This is a genomic window from Parafilimonas terrae (assembly GCF_900115755.1).
In the GTDB taxonomy this organism is placed as follows: domain Bacteria; phylum Bacteroidota; class Bacteroidia; order Chitinophagales; family Chitinophagaceae; genus Parafilimonas; species Parafilimonas terrae.
This window is the reverse complement of sequence record NZ_FOXQ01000005.1, coordinates 15,300-34,228: the sequence shown is the minus strand read 5'-3', so window position 1 is coordinate 34,228 and position 18,929 is coordinate 15,300. Positions and strand designations below refer to the sequence as shown.

At 39.1% G+C, this 18,929-nt stretch carries 16 protein-coding genes; 5 read left to right on the top strand and 11 right to left on the bottom strand.

Annotated features, from left to right (window positions below):
• Positions 1-9 precede the first annotated feature (9 nt).
• The 6 genes from BM015_RS09575 to BM015_RS09550 form a co-directional block, all read right to left on the bottom strand.
• The gene (locus tag BM015_RS09575; RefSeq protein ID WP_090657746.1) at positions 10-765 is read right to left on the bottom strand and encodes a hypothetical protein; all 756 of its coding nucleotides are present in this window, start codon (positions 763-765) and stop codon (positions 10-12) included.
• Positions 766-1,594: 829 nt separating this feature from the next.
• Complete coding sequence (locus tag BM015_RS09565; RefSeq protein WP_143075812.1) at positions 1,595-2,656, bottom strand: hypothetical protein; 1,062 nt, start codon at positions 2,654-2,656, stop codon at positions 1,595-1,597.
• Between the two features lie 635 nt (positions 2,657-3,291).
• Positions 3,292-3,969, bottom strand: coding sequence for a response regulator transcription factor (locus BM015_RS09560; RefSeq protein ID WP_177191862.1), 678 nt, complete (start codon positions 3,967-3,969; stop codon positions 3,292-3,294).
• Entirely contained in the window at positions 3,956-4,711 is a 756-nt protein-coding gene (locus tag BM015_RS09555; RefSeq protein WP_090657738.1) for a sensor histidine kinase, read from the bottom strand. Before BM015_RS09555 ends, BM015_RS09560 begins: the two co-directional genes overlap by 14 nt.
• Complete coding sequence (locus BM015_RS21390; protein WP_143075811.1) at positions 4,672-5,322, bottom strand: hypothetical protein; 651 nt, start codon at positions 5,320-5,322, stop codon at positions 4,672-4,674. The genes BM015_RS09555 and BM015_RS21390 overlap by 40 nt, the downstream gene beginning before the upstream one ends.
• Positions 5,323-5,326: 4 nt before the next feature.
• Positions 5,327-5,653, bottom strand: a complete 327-nt coding sequence (locus BM015_RS09550; RefSeq protein WP_090657736.1) for a hypothetical protein — start codon at positions 5,651-5,653, stop codon at positions 5,327-5,329.
• A 598-nt stretch (positions 5,654-6,251) separates the two neighbouring features.
• Between BM015_RS09550 and BM015_RS09545 the strand changes: the two genes are divergently transcribed.
• The 4 genes from BM015_RS09545 (at position 6,252) to BM015_RS09530 (ending at position 10,896) form a co-directional block, all read left to right on the top strand.
• Positions 6,252-7,025, top strand: a complete 774-nt coding sequence (locus BM015_RS09545; protein WP_090657734.1) for an HNH endonuclease — start codon at positions 6,252-6,254, stop codon at positions 7,023-7,025.
• Positions 7,026-7,539: 514 nt separating this feature from the next.
• Complete coding sequence (locus tag BM015_RS21840) at positions 7,540-8,427, top strand: DNA cytosine methyltransferase (RefSeq protein ID WP_090657732.1); 888 nt, start codon at positions 7,540-7,542, stop codon at positions 8,425-8,427.
• Positions 8,428-8,480: 53 nt separating this feature from the next.
• Positions 8,481-9,677: a hypothetical protein gene (locus tag BM015_RS09535; protein WP_090657730.1), complete on the top strand. Its 1,197-nt coding sequence runs from the start codon at positions 8,481-8,483 to the stop codon at positions 9,675-9,677.
• 37 nt (positions 9,678-9,714) lie between these two features.
• Entirely contained in the window at positions 9,715-10,896 is a 1,182-nt protein-coding gene (locus tag BM015_RS09530) for a cysteine desulfurase family protein (RefSeq protein ID WP_090657728.1), read from the top strand.
• Here the strand turns inward: BM015_RS09530 and BM015_RS09525 are convergent.
• Genes BM015_RS09525 through dndC form a run of 5 tightly spaced genes read right to left on the bottom strand, consistent with a single transcriptional unit; the run spans position 10,893 to position 17,707 of the window.
• Positions 10,893-12,134, bottom strand: a complete 1,242-nt coding sequence (locus tag BM015_RS09525; RefSeq protein ID WP_090657726.1) for a DNA sulfur modification protein DndB — start codon at positions 12,132-12,134, stop codon at positions 10,893-10,895. The two genes, BM015_RS09530 and BM015_RS09525, sit on opposite strands and share 4 nt — an antisense overlap.
• An 11-nt stretch (positions 12,135-12,145) precedes the next feature.
• Positions 12,146-12,721 (bottom strand): hypothetical protein, encoded by a 576-nt coding sequence (locus tag BM015_RS09520; RefSeq protein WP_143075810.1) that lies wholly within the window; start codon positions 12,719-12,721, stop codon positions 12,146-12,148.
• A 3-nt stretch (positions 12,722-12,724) separates the two neighbouring features.
• On the bottom strand, positions 12,725-14,293 hold the full coding sequence (locus BM015_RS09515; RefSeq protein WP_090657722.1) for a DndE family protein: 1,569 nt from the start codon (positions 14,291-14,293) through the stop codon (positions 12,725-12,727).
• Positions 14,283-16,379: a DNA sulfur modification protein DndD gene (gene dndD, locus BM015_RS09510; protein WP_090657720.1), complete on the bottom strand. Its 2,097-nt coding sequence runs from the start codon at positions 16,377-16,379 to the stop codon at positions 14,283-14,285. Before dndD ends, BM015_RS09515 begins: the two co-directional genes overlap by 11 nt.
• A gap of 5 nt (positions 16,380-16,384) precedes the next feature.
• Positions 16,385-17,707 (bottom strand): DNA phosphorothioation system sulfurtransferase DndC, encoded by a 1,323-nt coding sequence (dndC, locus tag BM015_RS09505; protein WP_090657717.1) that lies wholly within the window; start codon positions 17,705-17,707, stop codon positions 16,385-16,387.
• A 780-nt stretch (positions 17,708-18,487) separates the two neighbouring features.
• Here dndC and BM015_RS09495 point away from each other — a divergent pair.
• Entirely contained in the window at positions 18,488-18,841 is a 354-nt protein-coding gene (locus BM015_RS09495) for a hypothetical protein (RefSeq protein WP_090657714.1), read from the top strand.
• The last annotated feature ends 88 nt before the right edge of the window (positions 18,842-18,929 follow it).

Below are 18,929 nucleotides of genomic sequence, written 5' to 3'. Positions count from 1 at the left end.
TATATGTTTTTATGGCGTGCTGATACTGATTATTGCACAGGCATTATAAGCCCCGTTGTTCAGCGGGTAATCGTCTGCATTTACCCGGATGAAAAATTGCACCTGCAAGAGTACAAATACCGGTAATGCAGAAGCTGCCGGCAGCGACAAGGCCAACGTCAGCGCTGTGGCAGCCACATTATCCCAGGGTAAAACAGAAGAAGCTGTGAGTTGCGCCATATTGTTTGCAATGCCAAAATCAACCGGCGCTGCTGCCAGTTGCAGTTTGTAATGCGTGGCGCCCTGCGGCGCTACAATACCCTGTGCCGGAATAAAAGAAGGCAGGCTGAAAGTGAGATCGCCGGAAGCCCTTGTGTAAACAACATCATAAGGGCTTATTAAGGTGGTGCTGAGGATGCCCTTGTTATTGAAATCAAAGCCGCTGAGCAATGCTATATTGCCGCTGGTTACCGAGCGCTCTCCTCTCTTGCCCACTGTGTCGGATTTAATCACCTTCAGCATTTGTGCGGCGAGACGGCTTACCATGCGGTTATCTGCCGATTGCTGCAGCACACTGTTGGAAGCAGTACGCAGTATCTTACCTGCCTTACCCGCGCTGCCAAATTCGGCCATGTTTTCACGGGTGCGCTGAAACCCGGGATCAGAAAGGATCTTTGATTTTGACACCTCACTTTTGGTTTTTACCATAAAGCCATCCTGTGATTTAAAGAAGGTGAGGTTACCGATGGTGCCCTGGATGGGTGCAGGGCCTTTTTGCTTTGCCATAATTGAATTTTTTAAAATGTGATTTAACCTGATTTAATGGCTGCCTGCATGCCTGGCAACCGGGTGCAACTTACTGCAGCCGGGCAGGCAAAAAGGGTAACAGGGGTAGCGGTACCCTGTGTAAGTGATTGGTTATTAGTGAGTGGTGGGTAGGGATTTTTGTGGACGGATGACAGTTGACAGTTGACAGATGACAGGGTGTGACAACCTGCATTTTTTTCCTGATCCGGGGAACAATATCAAATTCAACTGCGCGGTTAGTTTTTCAAGCGGCTTATGGTTTTAATGGCTCATGGCCGCATGGCCCCCGCTCATGCGCCGGCGCTGCCTGCACTTCTTTGAAAAAATTTCCTCCGGATTTTTTCAATCGCGCCTCCGGCGTGACCGAACTGCAGAAGGCGCCTAACGCATGAGCTGTTGAAAACGGTGCAGCCCGCCGCCTGTGATTTTACCGGTTTGGAGGTTGCAACTGCAATCCTCCTGGAAAAGTGCCCGTCCTGGTTCCGGCTGGGCACATATTCATTTTTATTGCTTTCGTTAAGCTCTTTTTGTTGATTGAGCCCCTGATTATTATAAACCCGGGGAACAATATCAAATTCAACTGCGCGGTTAGTTTTTCAAGCGCTTATGTTTTTTATGGCTCATGGCCGCATGGCCCCGCTCATGCGACGGCGCTGCCTGCACTTCTTTGAAAAAATTTCCTCCGGATTTTTTCAATCGCGCCTCCGGCGTGACCGAACTGCAGAAGGCGCCTAACGCATGAGCTGTTGAAAACAGTGCAGCCTGCCGCCTGTTATTTTACCCGGTTGGAAGTGTTATTTCCGGTGTATTAATATCTCCGCAGGAGGCTGATCATATTGATGAGGTGGTCTTTTATGATGTTTTTGGCGGCGAGGCCGGGCGTATAATAGTTGACGCGCAGGCTTTCGGGCGAGATGGATGCGGTTTTAGTGGTAGAAACAATGGCTGCCACATTTTTCAATAGCGCTGATTGGTTGGTTTCACTGATGATGCAGGCATCTGTAAGCAGGCGGATAAAAAGGGCGAGCTGCGGTACCGACAGCGTGGTACTGAGTTTGGAAGATGGCTGCTGCTTGCCGGCGCCACCGGCAGCAGGCGCATGGTTTAAATAAAAGGCATGCTGCCGCAGCAGGGTAAGCATTACCTGCTTTACCGGCTTTTCTGCCGGTAAATAGGCATGAACAGGCGTTGCCATGAGGCTGTATTTTGAAAGCTCCGCAGCCACCAGTTTTGTTTTTTCTGCCTGAGCTTCACAATTGTCAATTGCCTGCTGCAGGTTTGTGCAAAGCCGGTTAATGAAGCCCGGCGTATTAAAATTTAAGCATACGAGGATGTTTTCAAGGCTGCCCGCATCCATCGCCGGGTTCTCCAGTAGGGCTGTTAAAAACTGCGACCACCACAGCCAGCGGTGGTAAGGCAGGATTTTGTTGTTCCTGAGTACTATTATTTCGGGTTTGATGACTGTATGCAGTGCTGCCAACTGCGGGTTCTTTTTTAGGTGCATCTCTGCTTCCAGCAAGGATTTGGCGAGCACTTTTAAAGGTAACAGGTTAAGATGGTGATGATAGCAATACCATTCAAGTGTGTCATCAATTTTCTTTTGCAATGCTGCGGCTTTTGTTATAATGACACCTGGTTTGCCGCAATAATTGGAACATGCATGATTGCCGAGGTTATATACCAAACCTGCCAATACCCCTGAAGTATGCAGCAGGCTGTTTTTAACAGCGAGGGGGCTGGTATTGGAAAAGGGCTGCTTTACAAGGGCTGCCTCCAACTGGTGCAGCGTATGCAGCAATTCTTTTTGCGTAACGGGCACCAGGGTGTTTTTGTGCAGTACCAGCTCTGCCAGCAGTGCCAGTTTTTTCATTTCGGTTTGCATTTTCAGAATGGTTTAGGACATGAGCAATATATTCCGGTTTTATTTCTCACAGATAGCACTGATTTACACAGATGGTGTGCAGGCGCTATTTTATTTTCTCACAGATAGCGCTGATTTGCACAGATGTTGTGCGGGCGCTATTTTATTTTCTCACAGATAGCACTGATTTACACAGATGGTTTGTACAGGCGCTATTTTAACGTGAGTTGGGGATAAGCTTAGATTGTTATTTCGACCTCATCCCAACCCTCCCGGATGACCGGGACAGGTTCTCCAAAGGAGAAGGGCAAGAAAAAAACATGATGTTTTGCATGTTTCATGAGTTTTAGGGAGTTGGAAGTCCTCTCCTTTGGAGAGGATTTAGGTGAGGTTTATCTGCAAGCTTTAAACATATCGCTTATCCTGAACTCACGTTATTTTATTTTCTCACAGATAGCGCTGATTTGCACAGATGGTGTGCAGGCGCTATTTATTTCTCACAGATAGCACTGGTTTGCACAGATGGTGTGCAGGTGCTATTTTATTTCTCACAGATAGCGCTGATTTGCACAGATGGTATGCAGGCGCTATTTTATTTCTCACAGATAGCACTGATTTGCACAGATGGTGTGCAGGCGCTTTTATTAATGCTTATCCTGTTCGCCGCCAATACCATGTTTCATGGCATACAACACAATTCCTACAGTTGTTTTTACATCTAATTTCTGTAATATCCTGCTGCGGGTAACATCCACTACTTTTTTGCTTAAGAAGAGTTCCCTGGCAATCTCCTCACTGGTTAATTCGCGGCAAAGCCCGTTTATTACACTTAATTCCCTTTCATCAAAAACAGGCGCCGGGGCGGTTTTGGGATAAGGGTTATGGCTGCTGCCGGAGATTTTCCGGGCCAGCGCCGTGGTAGTGGTGCTGCAATAATAAGGGCGCTGCCGGTAAACCGTATGTACCGCTTCCACTATTTCGCCTTTGGCTGCATTTTTTACAATATAGCCCATAGCCCCTGCTTCGAGCGCTTCTATTATAAGCTGGTCGCTGTCGAAAACAGAAAGTACGATGCACTGTGTTGCGGCGCCGGAGGCTTTGATTTCCTTTATAGCCTGCACGCCATTCATTCCCGGCATTTTAAGGTCGGTAAGCACCACATCGGGTTTTAGTTCCCCCACAAGCTGCACCAATTCTTTTCCACCGGCGGCCCCGCCCAGCAATTTAATACCGGGTTCCCTGTTTAATAAACCGGCGAGCCCTTCGAGATATATATCCTGGTCGTCGGCTATTACTACGGTTATTTTATTACAGTTGTTCATGGTATTCTGGTATTTTAATTTCATAATCAACTCCTTTGCCCGGCCCGGCGGTTAAAAAAACAGTTGCATCCAGCAGGCCGGCCCGTGATATAATATTCTGCAGCCCCTGCCCCCTGCCCTGTTTCAGTACCTTCCTTTGATTAAAACCGGTACCGTTGTCGGTTATGTGCAGGAGCAAAAAGCCATTATGCCTTTTCATTGTGAGGGTTATTAAAGTGGCATTTGCATGCTTAAGGCTGTTGGTTATAATTTCCTGTATAATGCGGTAGATGTGAATATCACGGCTGCTTCCGGGCAGGGGAATATCCAAGCTGGCATTTATTTTTGTTTTGCCGGACTGCATGGTTTTAAACAGTTCGTGCAGTGCGGGTTTAAGGCCGTTGCGCTGCAGCACCCCGGGCATGATATTGAAAGATATAGACCTGAGCCTCCGCATGGCCTCATCCACAAAGGCACCCGACTGTTCGGCAATGGCCATATTTTCCTGCCGTTCCGGTTCAAGGCAATGCAGTTTCAGTTTTATGGCGGCAAGTGCAGAGCCAAGGTCGTCGTGCAGGTCCCTGGCAATGCGTGACCTTTCCTGTTCTATGGCAGCGATTTCAGCAGCAAGCCGGTTGCGGTAAAGGCTGGTTTTCTTACGCTGGAAACGAATAATGGTAACCAGGAAAAAAATCAGTATAACCGCCAATGCGGCAAGGCCGGTTAGTATGGCAGTGTCAACTCGAGTTTCGGGGGAATGCATAAAACGGCAATTGTGTATAAAATATTGGAAATAAAATTCGTAATAATAAGCACCATAAAAACATGCTGGGTAAAGCTGTTGCCCAGGTTGAGGCCGAATGCAATAAATACCTCTACAAATGCCTTATAGCTGTAATAAGCCAAAAATGTAAAACAAATTAAAAATACCGGGTTTTTTAAAAGGCTTCTCCGCTCGTACACGATGAGTTTATTTACTTCATTTATGCTAAAAAAAATGATAATGAAGGAATAAAATATTCTGAATGCCCCATTACGGTTATCGAGGGGGTGCATTAGCAGGTTATCTGCGCCCCATACGATTACGCCCAGTGCCGCAAAGGAGATGCAGGCTTTTACAACTGCATTGTTCCAGCGGCCAAACTGGTATAATACCAGTAAATACTCCAGCAGCACATAGATATTGGTGTTGATAGCCGTGGTTTTGAGGGTATAGGCAAAAACAAGGCTAAGCGTATCGTTGAACAGGCCAAGCCATAACAGCCATGTAAATGGCCGGAACACTTTTTCTATATGGTTCCACCTGTAAATAACGGCGCATACCGGCAGGAAAACCGAAAAGCTTAAAACAATGCTTATATTGAATATATTCATGGGTTTAAGTATTCAGGGGCGAGGGTGGCGGGCATATAGGCGGGCAGATAATACCTTCTTCCACAATAATGGCATCGCCGGTTAAGGAAGTACCTGCAGGCAGCATGTCCTCATTATCCTCATTTGCGGCTACTAATATAGCAACAATATTCCCATCTTCTTTCATACCGTAATAAATGCGCAGGTAGCTGCAGCCTGTGGTGGAAAGCAGCCTGGCAATGGCTGCCGCTTCAAATGTTTCGCTCAGGGGTAAACTGGACGGTTTGTTGTTGCGGCAGCGGGTGGTTAGATCAACGGCCTGCTGCAGTGTGATTTCGTGTGTTACCGGCATAAATTTTTATTTGCAAAATAGGCAGGGCTGTTCATGCGGGCAATGGTACTGATACCAGAAGTGGGTGGTATTGATGCTATTTTTGGGGGAGGGGGTGTGAGCTGTCAGCTATGAGCTATGAGCTATGAGCTGTGAGTTGTGGGCTGTGAGGGGAGAGCGTTAGTTGTTGGGGGAACGGTAAAACCTATAAGGTTTCGAAAACCTTATAGGTTTTAGTAATCCGGGCCAATGCCGGATTTCCCGGCGCCATTAGAACCTGTAATGATATATAATTCCGGCATTAATACAGATCATATTGTGCACGTAAAGCTGCTGTTTCCTGTTCTGTTAACTGCCTGAGTATTTTGTAGTCTCTTTTGGAACCTGATATAGCTGTCAGCTTTGGGCTATGAGCTGTGAGCTGTGAGCTTTGAGCTTTGAGCTGTGAGTTGTGGGCTGTGAGGGGAGAGCGTTAGTTGTTTGGGGGAAGGGTAAAACCTATAAGGTTTCAAAAACCTTATAGGTTTTACCGTTCTGCTATCCACATCTTATGCAACGTGTCTTATAGTACACAAGAAAATCCAATCATAAAATTAGCTTTGTTTAAAACCAATTAAAGATGGCTGAAAGAAAACTTTGGACAAGGGATGAACTGGTACTTGCCTTAAACCTTTATCTTAAACTGCCTTTTGGAAAACTGCATTCCAAAACGCCGGAAATAATTCACTTGGCCAATCTTATTGAAAGAACAGCAAGCGCAGTAGCTATGCGCTTAAACAATTTTGCGGCGGTTGACCCTTATCACCGGCAACGCGGTATTGTTGGCTTAACCGGCGGCATAAAACAAGTGGAACCAATTTGGAATGAGTTCATTGATAACAAAGACGAACTGCTATTTGAAAGCGAAAAGATATTGGCTGAAAAAGAACATACATCAATAGAAAATAAATATTCTCCGGACTTAAAGGATATCAACCATTTAAAAGGCGAGTACAAGCTTAGGGAAGTTAAAACAAGGGTAAACCAAAATGTTTTCCGGCGGATCGTTATTGCCAACTATAATGGCCGCTGCGCCATTACCGGTATTGATATCCCCGATCTTTTGCTGGCCAGCCATATATTGCCTTGGTCAAAAAATGAAGAGGAAAGGTTGAACCCCGAAAATGGCATTTGCCTTTCGCCTTTGTATGATAAAGCTTATGATAAAGGCTATATTGGCATTACTGAAAAATATGAGGTCGTCTTATCAAATCAATTAAAGAAGAAGCAAAATGAAGGCTATCATCAAATACATTTTGCTCCGCTGCAAGGCTCAAAAATTGTAATGCCTAAAAAATATCAACCCGGTATAAAGTTTCTTCAATACCACATGGATGTGATTTTTAAAGGATGATGCTTTTATAATCCCCGAGGATTTATACCGCTGCATAGATAAAATTATCAAAGGATGATAAGATGCTTGAGAAATAAAATATTGAGGGATTAAAAACTTAAGTAACCAGGCCGCATTTAAGCATCAAGGCTCAACTGTTGCAAAGGCAATACAACTATAGCTATATTAAGGCGTGTGCAGGATGTGCCGCAATATCATGCGTGCTTGATCTTTTTGTTACTTTTTCCATCAAGGGAAAAAGTAAATAACGTGAGTTCGGGATAAGCGTATGTGAGGTGTTATGTTATGAAATTGAAAACTGATTGCAAAATATAGTACGCTTCGAACGTCATTTCGACGACAGGAGAAATCTCTTAGCATTCAACCAGCCTGAATTTCAAGAGATGTCTCGTTGCCTCGACATGACGATGCAAGTCCCTGTTCAATTCGCAAACATCTTCATCATTAAAATTCTTATCCCGAACTCATGTTAAATATCAATTTATTTAAAATGAAAACGAAATAAACCTTACTCATGTATCAACCCACAGCCAAAGGCTATTTTTCCGGTTGCGGCGGCATGGAACTCGGCATGCAGCAAGCCGGTGTCAACATTATACAATCGCTTGATCTGGATGCGGAAGCTACTGCTTGCATGCAGGCTAACAAGCACTATTTTGGCCATGCCATCCTCACTGCCGATATAAAAGATAAAACGGTATTGGAGCAACCCCATTCCGATATCATCATTGGCACTTACCCTTGCACTAAGTATTCCCCTATTGCCGATATACATGGCACCCGTACCGGCGATGATTTGTTCCTGCATTTCTTTCGTCATATAGCTATTGAGAAGCCAGAAATGTATGTAGTGGAAAACGTGCCCGGCATGAAAAAGTTTAAAGTAGTAATGGAGGCAATGACCAAGCTTCCCGGTTATTATGTGCATGTATTTTGCCCGGTAGATGCGTTGAATTGGTTACCCCAAAGAAGAAAACGTTTAATACTGATTGGAACAAGAAAACCTTTTAATATTAGTGAACCAAAAGCCATCAACAACCGCCCAAGAATAAAGGATATTTTGGAAAGAAACCCGCAGGTTGAAATACCTGCTTATGTTATAAAAAGGATTAAGGGAAAATACAGGGATTTGCCAATAATTATAGATGCTGATAACCCTAATGCTTTTGCACCAACTTGTGTAGCGCATTATGCAAAAGACCTCAGCACAAGATTGGTAAAAGATAAACAGGCACAATATGGTGTAAGGCCGTTCTCCATCCGCGAATACGCAAGACTACAAGGCTTTCCCGATGACTTTTATTTTGAAGAGAAACGTTCTTCTTATAAGCTTATTGGCAATGCCGTGCCGGTGCAGATGGGCAAATGGGTGGGTGAAGTGGCGGTACGGTATTTTAATTGATAATGAAATTGGTTTAAATTGAATTTATTTTATAGAAATAAATAATAACTAATATGAAAAATTACCTGAAACAAATAGAATATATAAAAACATTGCAGAAAGAACTTGTCGGAAATGTGAGCAGCAATAATAAAAACAAAAGCGCTGCATTAGAATTTAAGGAGGGCGCTTATCTTTTTAAAATAGAAGGTGAATTAAACCTTGATGTTAATGAATATTCTTTTCTTTTCATTACAGATGACTTAAGCCTGCAAATCAAGGCAATTGCGGTTAACGTGGAAACATCTGTTGAGCGAAAATTTGTTTCGCATTATACGGAATGCAAAGTCTTTTCTTTTCAAAACAGCAATTGGAACGAATATGGTTTATACAGAAGTTTTTTTTACACTTCTTCCAAACATTTGCTTTTTCAGGTTTTTGGTAAAGCATCTAAGATTCAACTAACCGTCAATCATAAACCTATTTCTATACGCCAACTTGACGACTATATCGTTATTGAAAATGAAGCTGAAATATTTTATGAAGACTTTTCAGTTATATCCTATAATATTCTGGTAGCACTTGGATTTGTATCGGGCGTATTTATCCAGGATGCGGTATTTACTTTCCCGCGAGATAATCAAGATGAAATGATTGTCAAATATGAAAAATTAAGAAAGGGTTATAAATCTATATATCATCCTTTTACTGCCAACCCTTTTGGCTATAATCATTATTTAGGAAAAGATACTGCTGAAAAAATTTACCAGCAGAATATTTTAAAATATTTACTACCTCAACAATTATCTAAGCTGGCACAGCTATCCCAAGAGAATAATGAAATACAATATGCTTTAGTATTGTTTAATGAAGCTAACAGCAGCGATACATCTTTACTAATAAGAAATAACTGCTTTTTTATCGTAATTGAAGTGCTTAGGAAGTTCTTCTATAAAGTGTTTGAAGCTAAGCTTCCAAAAAATTATTCAAATAATAAAAATATGGAAAAATCAAAGTTGGTATTTGAGTGCTTTATGCCTGTTACCGATGAAGATATTTTATTATTACAAAAGCGCAATGATTTTATGCATGGCGATATAAAAGATATAGAAGATGCGGAAATGGTAATCATCATGCAGAGGCAGCTTTCATTTATATACAAAATTGTATTTTCCTATATTGGTTTTGATGGGCACATAATTGACCATTATGCTATGCGTAATAATAAAATTGAACAAGCATTTATTAAAATTGACAGTGTGAAAAACTAACTCTGCAATTTCTTTTAACAGTAAATAGCTTTGTAAGATGAACAAGCAGGTAATTTATCTTGACAATAATGCAACAACGCAGATTGACGAACGTGTGTTGGATGCCATGATGCCTTTTTTAAAAGATAATTTTGCCAATGCCAATAGCACACACCTGTTTGGGGTTGAAAGCCATGAAGCGGTGAAGAAAGCCAGGCGCCAAGTTGCCGATTTGATTAGCGCAGAAACAAATGAAATGGTTTTTACCAGTGGTGCTACTGAGGCTATTAATCTTGCTATAAAGGGCGTTGCCGAAAATTATGAGAAGAAAGGAAAACATATTATAACTGTTTCTACAGAACATTATGCTGTTTTAGATACCTGTAAATACCTCGAAACAAAAGGCTTTGAAGTTACCTACCTGCCTGTGGCGAATGACGGGTTAATTAACATTGAAGATGTAAAGTTAGCGTTGCGGCATGATACTATTCTCGTAACAGTAATGTACGCTAATAATGAAACAGGTGTATTGCAAAACATACAAGAAATTGCAGAGATAGCCCATGCTGCCGATGCGTATTTTATGACAGACGCTACACAGGCTGTTGGAAAAATACCGATTGATGTAGATAATATGGGCATTGATTTAATGTGCATGAGCGGACATAAATTATATGGACCAAAGGGTATTGGAGCTTTATATATACGGCAGAGAAATAACCGTATAAAATTACCTGCACTAATACATGGCGGTGGCCATGAAAGGGGTTTGCGTAGCGGCACTCTAAATGTACCGGGGATAGTTGGGCTTGGTGCTGCCTGCGCTATTGCCAAAAAAGAAATGAGGCAAAACGAACAACATATTAAAGCATTAAGGGATTATCTTGAAAACGAATTATTACAAATAGAAGATACCAGTTTAAATGGCAACAAAAAACACCGCTTGTACAATACCACAAATATTTTATTTAAGGATGTTGATAGCGATGCTATGATAATGGGATTAAGCAATATGGAAAATGATTTGCCTTTAATTGCTGTAAGTAATGGCAGCGCCTGCACATCTGCAAGTATCGAGCCTTCTCATGTTTTAACTGCTATGGGATTAAATGAAATTGATTCGTTTAGTAGTATTCGGTTTTCGATTGGGAAGTTCAGTAGAATAGAACAAATTTATATTACAATTGAAGTTGTAAAAAAGTGCATATATGAATTGCGCGAAATGATATTGCCTATTTAGACTTTAATTTTTTGCGGTAATGTTATCGCTGGATTACCAACAACATCCTTATACCTTTCTAATAAAGTTTTTTGTTTATCGTTTTGTAAATCACCAAATATATATAAAGTGATCTCATAAGCTATAGCTTGATTTTTTTCTCTTGCTTTCATTTTGCCGTCGGACCATAAAAGATTATTAAAAGGACTATCAGGGAAGACAAAACTGATTTTATTGATCTTCGTTTTTAACTCTTCAAGCCCGTCTTTTTTAGCGCTATAAAAAACATATAATCGAGCTAAAAGCTTTAGGCCAATCGGGCGAAATAAAAGATACAAATTATTTTTCCTTGCTTGCTTTATAGTAAGTTTTTTCTTAACAAAAAAGCTATTATAATCGATTACATTTTCAATAACATAATCATAGAATTCTTTGACAATTTTATAAAAGCGTTCCACATTTTCTTCTTCCCATTCATTTGTTTTAGGTTTTTTTTTGAAAAGTTTTTTCAATATTTTATTAGCATTATTAATCCCTAAAAGATTTGTGAAATGATCCTCATCTTTGCTGTCTAACTTTTCTCTTTCAGTTAGTGATATTAATTTTCCATTCTTAAAATGTTCATAATTAGCGTAAATTCTCCTGGTCACAATTGCATTTAAATTTTCTTCATCAACCTTTATTCTATCACCCTCTTGAACCGGCCGTGCCGTATTATTAATGTCAGAAAAAAGCTTTCTTGTTCTCTTTCTACCCAAATTGTCATCAATATGAGCAATAAAAATCACAGGGAATTTATCATCTTTTAAAATCTTTTCATCATTTGGTTTATTTTGTTCTTGTTCAAAAGCTATTTGAATACCTGCTACCCTATGCTGACCATCTATTGCAAACATTTCTTCATCTCCGCTAAACTCTAACAATCCAACTGAATGATTGTACTCTTGGTTTTGATTACTTCCATTTATTTCGTTTAATTTTTTATCAATTTTGAACTCATGCCACTGTGGAATACTGTTAAACACTCCTATAATTATAGAATTAAAGAATCGGCTTTTGCTGGTTAGTAGATATTTTGCAATATTTTGTCTTCTTTCCTTTAAGTCTCTTTGGAGAATTTTATCTAAATCTGGATTCTCTCGATATTTTTTATCAGTTTTTACTCTTATTGATATTTCCATCACATCCATTACAGACGAATAAAATACCCAATCACCCATCACAGACCTAATACAAGGAATAACAAGTTTATTTTCCATTACAAAAAAGTTTATTGCCCGGTATTCCAAGCAGAGTGAGCAGCCTTTGTTTCAGGTTCAAAATCTCTTTTTCCAAACTTTGGATAAAAAAATTCATGAAGTATTTCTTCTAACTGTTCAAGCGATTGATAAGTACCATTAAATAGAGCGTATTTAATATAAACATGATCATAATAAAGTTGAAGCATCGTATGTATATTGTTTCGCAACTTTATTTTACTAATATAAAAATAATCCATTAATCTATCTCGCAGGGGCCTAGCGGAACCGTTTTCACCTGAAATCCCAACATACATTACATATTGCGGCATGTCTATTAATAAATTTACAGGTTTTACATACATAATATAGACGCCTATATCATTTGTAGTAATTATTTGTTGAAAATCAGGATGAGATGAAAACTTAAAGTCAGCACTCCAATTTAAAACAGGAATTTGCTGAAATTTTTTATTACACCAATAGGGATCAATTCTAATCTCATGTGAGAAAATCTTGTGCCTATCCTTAAATGGCATTCGATTATATCTACGAACATCTTTTCGAATATCGGCATCTAATAAATCCAAAGTAGCTTGAGTAATCATTATCTATACTTTAAACAATTCTCCAACCTTATATTCTTTCAAATTACTTACAACCTGGTATTTCTGAATATTCTCCATACTCATTTTTAGCTTGCTTGAATATTTATCACCAATGCCTAAAAATCTTTCTATCATTTTAAGATTGGTTTTATCTTTTATATCAAACAAGAATGCCGTTTCACACATACTACTGAAATCAAATGACGGCTGGTTAAACTCTTCAATGCCTTGTGATAACAAAATAACTGACACACCTTTACTTCTTATTTCCCGCAAAATTTTTTCAAGCAGGTCCTGGCTCTTCTTTTCTTTAAATATAACGTGTGCTTCATCAATCAAAAACACATAACGCATTCCCTGGTACTTTCCCTCAATTGGTGCATTATCCATATTCATGAACGTGTTATAAATATAATTGATTATCAAAAAAACAGCAGTAAAGCGAATGTTGTTTGGTAAATCTCCTGATAAACTTAAATAATAATTTTGGTTGAGAAAGCTGTTCTTAAAATCAACTTTGGGTTCAAATAAATCCAGTTCGCTAAGTGTTTGCATTATTTCTATCAGAGTGCTGGGCCTGTTATCAACGGAAACAATATTATTAAAAATGTCTTTTATGGAAGGATACTCGCCTTTTTTAGCAGCAGTAAAAGCATTGCGGGTGGCATCTTTTAAGGTTTGCTGCTGCACCTTTCCAATATTGCTGTAGCTGGTGATGATATCAACAAATTTGTTGATGCCCATTATTTTGTTTTTCTCATTTACATTATCAATGAAAGCTAACGGGTTTATTGGAAAAGGCTTTTGAGGAGCATCAATATAAACTGCCTTTGTTTTCTTAAAGAAAGGCTCTAACGCTTTTTCATCTTCTTTTTTCAAGCCCTTAAAATCAAGATAGATAAAATTTACCTGGTGTTTTGTTTCTGCCGCTACCTGTTCTAAAAAACGGTTGGCAAAATAAGTTTTGCCTGTTCCTGAATTACCGGCAATGGCTACATGGGCATTATTATGTATGCTCGTATCATTGATGTTGAAATAAATAGGTTCATCATCAAAACTGCTGCCCACTTTTATTTTAATCCGTTCAGCATAATAAGCTTTGCTGGTAACACGGTTTTTTCTTATCTGTTCATCAAAAAGGATAGCTTCATTTGTTACCGTATTTTCTTCTAAAGATTCAATGCCTTTTTCTATGTACTCCAAAAGAAAATCGAGCCCTGAATAATTTTTATTCTCTTCGAACAATTTATTCATCAACTGCAACCCATGGTCAATGTGCATTTTGATATACTTTGCCATATTCGGGTCTGTTTTATAAACCTGGTAATGCTGGCAAATAATAGCAATATAGTAGTCCCGGTAATTGCCAAATAAGATATCGTCTTTATATTCTTTGCCTCGACTGTCAAGCAAATGTTCTTTATTGTTTACATCAAAATGATTGCCCTTTGATATGGAATAAGCAAAGGCAACACGGGAAATATAATTTTCAGAAGCGCCGGGAAAAACTTTACGGCTTAATTCCTGCACAACGGTTTTGTTAGCTTCTGAAGTACGAATATTAATTAGCATGGTTATACATACTGTTATAAGTAGTTATAAATTCTTTAGGGTTTATCGGCAAAAACTCACTTTTATCTTCATGTATGTTATTAATCAGGAACGTATTGGCAACATGCTTTGATAAAATATTGAATTCCCTTTCTGTAAGCTCTTTATTAATAAGCGGAAAAATAACCACCTGTTCAGAAACATTCGGGTAAAAGTATTTTACAATATTCTCTGCATGTTGCTCGTCAAACTTTTGCATTGGCGAATCAATGAACACAGGAAATTGAATATCGCTTTCTTCAACCAAACCACGTAATAATGCAGTTGCATACATTTGTTGTTCACCTTTACTCAATGATTCCTTTTTAATTTCTTCGCCACGATTATTCTTTAATACAATATCAATATCATCGCCAATAATTTCAACTTCCACTTTTTTAATAAAGCCTTTTTTATGCATAAGGGTTTCAAGCCCTTTTAATATTTGCTCTTCCAATGAAGCCTTCTTCTTTGCTTTAAATTTGGAAATAAAATCTTTCAGGTTACTGATGTTCCTTGAAATAATTGCATCTTTCTCTTTATTCTTTTCTGATACATTTAATTTCCGCGAAAGCTCATCAATACGTTTGCCTTTCTGCATTTTTTCGTTCTGGTACTCGCCAATTTCGCGGTTCAGGGAATCAATGGTATCGTCTATGCGAATAATTTCTTTATCTAACTCCTCCTTATGTTTTCTTAATTCAGATATTATCGGGTTTTCCTGGTTGGCTTCGGCATCTTTTATCCTTCGTTTAATGGTATTCAACTCATTGCGAACAAGATTGTATTCGCCATTAATTCTTTTAAACGATTCTCGGAAAGAAAGCTTTATGTTATTGAGTAATGCATGCATTTCATTTTTCTCGGTGTCAGAAAATTCATGCAGCATTTTAAAATCTTCCGGCAATTGCGGCGTGTCAGCAAAAAAATGCTTGCGGATTAATTTTTCAAAAGTATCGGAATAAAACTTATGCACCTGGTGATCAATAGCAAGGCTTGCAGGCTTAGGGGTATTTAATAAATCCGTTAAAATTTTATTGGTTACCCCCTTTACATTTTCATCTTTGAACTGGGCGGCCTTAAAATTGGCTTCATTATCTAATTGTTTACTTACTTCAAGAAACTTATCACCAGCAATGGCAAAAGGTATTAGGTCATAAGAATCTTTTAATTCATTTTGTAGGGCAGTTTGCCTCTTTGTTAGTTCATCTTCATTTTCCCTAAGCCTTTGCAACTCTTCAACTGTTATTAAACTGCCTTCTTTTATCAGCTTTTCCTGTATGTCCCTCGATTCCTTATTTTTTTCATTTCTTAACTCGCGCAGTTCTCGGATTTTATTTTCATTGTCGGCAATTAAATTCAGGTTTTTGTTTACATCTGCTTTCAATTGCTCCAGCATATTTCTTTCCGCTGCGCTGGCAGATTCCTGCCGAAGTTTTAATTGCAGGCTTTCAAGGTTTGCTTTTATGTCTTCATATTTTTTTATACCCAATACTTCTGAATAAGCCCGGCTAAGACGTTTACGTTGTTCGTTGGTAGTAACCTCTGCAAGGTTTACGATTTTCTCAGCATCAAAAAAGAAAAATTTAGCAATCTCAATCGGCATTATAAATTCCCTGATAAAGATTTCCTGGCCTACATCTTTTGCTAACTCGCTATAATATCCATCAATTAATATCTCAATATCCTCGCTGGTGCTCGTGAGTGTATTATAACTTCTTTTAACCACAATTTCTTTACAGGGAACTTCTGGAATATTTACATCAACAAACTTAATGGCAACATGAAATTTATAATCGTTTTCAGACCGGGCCATGCGGTTGAGGGAATTTGCTATGTATTTGCTGTATCCGCCCTGGTCTTCAATTTCTTTTTTATATAAATCATCAACCTCCTGCATGTTACGGCCATACAAGCACCAAACCATGGACATTAAGAACGTCGTTTTTCCAAAACCATTTCTCCCACTGATAATAAATATGTTTTTATTACCGCTGGTAGATAAGTCAATTGTATTTTCTCCTTTATAAATCCTGAAATTATAAAGTTCAATTTCCTTTATAGTCATTGTATTTATTTCGCTGGGTTCAGTTCATCAATGTATTGGTCAAGCCGGTTTTCAATATCATCAAGCAAGCCTCTTTTTTTCATCATCAGGGTTTTGGTTTTTTGCAGTGCCAGCAGGTTTTGAATAAACTCTACATCTTTTGGCTCCTCCTTGCAGGACTTGCGCAGCAATTCGTTTTCTTGTTTAAATTTTTCTTCCTGTTTTCCCATATCAAGCCTGTTTTTATAAACCCGGTTATAAATATCGGAAACTTTTACTTTGAAAAATAAATCCCTGAACCAATAATATTGAATCAACACTAATTCCTGGTGGGTTATAAGCTCTATTCCTTCTGTTTCCTGTATTTGCTTTTGCGCTTTCAAAACACGTTTTAATATTTCTGCACGTGTGCTAAATTTATAAGGTCCCCAGGAACCTTCAACTTTTTGGCCATTGCGCCGAGTATCATCCCTCCAAATTTCGGGATTGTCCCTGGCTTCTACAAGAAAATTCCTGATTTCAGATAAAGGCAGCATCCATTCTTCACCGTTTTCTATCAATCCTTCCATTGATTTATCTTTATTCACTACTGTACACACCCAGCATCCAAAACGGCTATTTCCGCAGCTTGGTGTGGTTGTATCAATTACCAATGGGCAATCGCCGGAATTAGCGTTGCGGTATAAAGTAACTAACTCTTTATGCGTTCCACCCCATGGCGGAGTTACCTGGTTTAGATATTGCCATACTTCATTAGTTGTTACATCTTTTATAGGTGCATACACAAAAGTATTGGGTAACGGATGTTTTCTTAAGCGCTGGCCTCTTACTTCATGTTTTTTTATTGATTCGGCACGTTTAGCACTTTCATCACTTCTTGTGCCTAATAGTATTATAGCTTCTTTGCTGTCTTTTATTGTTTCTAAGATAAACTTAGTTGTAGGGTGAATTTTTAACCTATCTGTACACCACCTATGTATTTTATTGGGAGCCGGATAACCCAAACCAATTACTTTAACCCAGAATGAATCTTCCAGAACAGGACGTGTGCCATGAACCGTTATCGGCATATCCTGTTTAGGTGCAGCTTTTTGAATTTTATCTAAAGTGGAGTTTATAAATTTTACGATCCTGGGGTTTTCAACTAATGTATCGTTGCATACAACATACACATGCCTCTTATGCCTTAATATAGGATCAATCTTTTTTAATGCATTCCATACCAATTGTAAAACCATTGTGCTGTCCTTGCCGCCACTAAAACCTATTATCCAAGGGGTGTTGCTTTCATCGCTGTATAAAAATTGATCTATTATCTCTGCTTCTAAATATTGAATGTTTAATGCCACTCTTTTTTAGGTTGCAAGATAAGTTATCAGGATAAGTCCATAAGGTTCAAAAAAATCTGGTGGAAAAACTGAAGTATAAGTGTTATTAATAATTCACCAATCATCATCTATAAATTAGGTATCCTAAGCCCTTACATTTTAGGGTTGAAAAAAATCCCGCCAGTCTTGGTGGGATTTTTATTATCATTTGTTCTTATTTGTTGTATGTAAAAAGTTCCATTACCTTTTAATCAAACCAAAAAATTGCTCAAGCGTTATCTTTCGGGCGGTACACATTTTTTCTAATGTGTATAGACTTATTGAATACGGATCGTTTTCTGAATTAATGATTCTTCTAACAGTTTTTTCATCGACGTCATACTCAGTCGCAAAAGCCCTGATGGATCCTTTCCATTTTCCAATCCATTCACGATTGATATAATTACAAATCACATCATTTAGCCTCTGCATCTAACAAATAAAATCTTTAAGAAAAAAAATAATGCGGATTATTATCCGCATTTGAATTGAATCTTATATATTTGGTGTCAATAAATTTGCGATTCTTCAATAAAATCATTTGAAGCATTCGCTTTGAGTCTCGCTTTTGAAACCTCGGAAATTTCAAACGCACACGGGACGATAAGTAGAATGCCCACGTTACGGCGTGGGCTCTCTTATTCGTGTGCGGGTCCTCCGAGGTACCTAAAAGCGGTAAGTTGAGTTCCACGCTTCTTTATTTCAACTTACAAAGGCAATAGCGGATAACAAAGAATCGCAGCATGTATAAAACCCCATGCCATGCACCGCTATTTAAAAACCAAACACAAAACAAATACTGCACCTCCCGGCAGCACCAGGGCTGCATCCCTGTCCAGCACCAATTATACCCCTCCAGGGGATGTGGGTAACCTATATGAACAACTCCTTGCACAAGGCTTCACCAAACAGGAGATACACAGTGTTATTTATAAATGCATCATGCATGAGATAGCCTGCAAAAAAGCTTATCAGCAACTACCACTCACCGGCAAAATAAAATACCACATACAAAACTATTCGTGGCAGGCAACCCGCTTTTGTAAACGCCTCACGGCAAAAGGGCTTATGCTGCTTAAAACGCAGTGGGCGAAGAAACCAAAGAATCCCATCTAACGGTTTAGCAAAGACGTGATTTAAGGATGAAGAAAGGGGGAAGGTCGATGGTTTGTTGGCCGTTAACTGTTGACCGTTGACCGAGAGG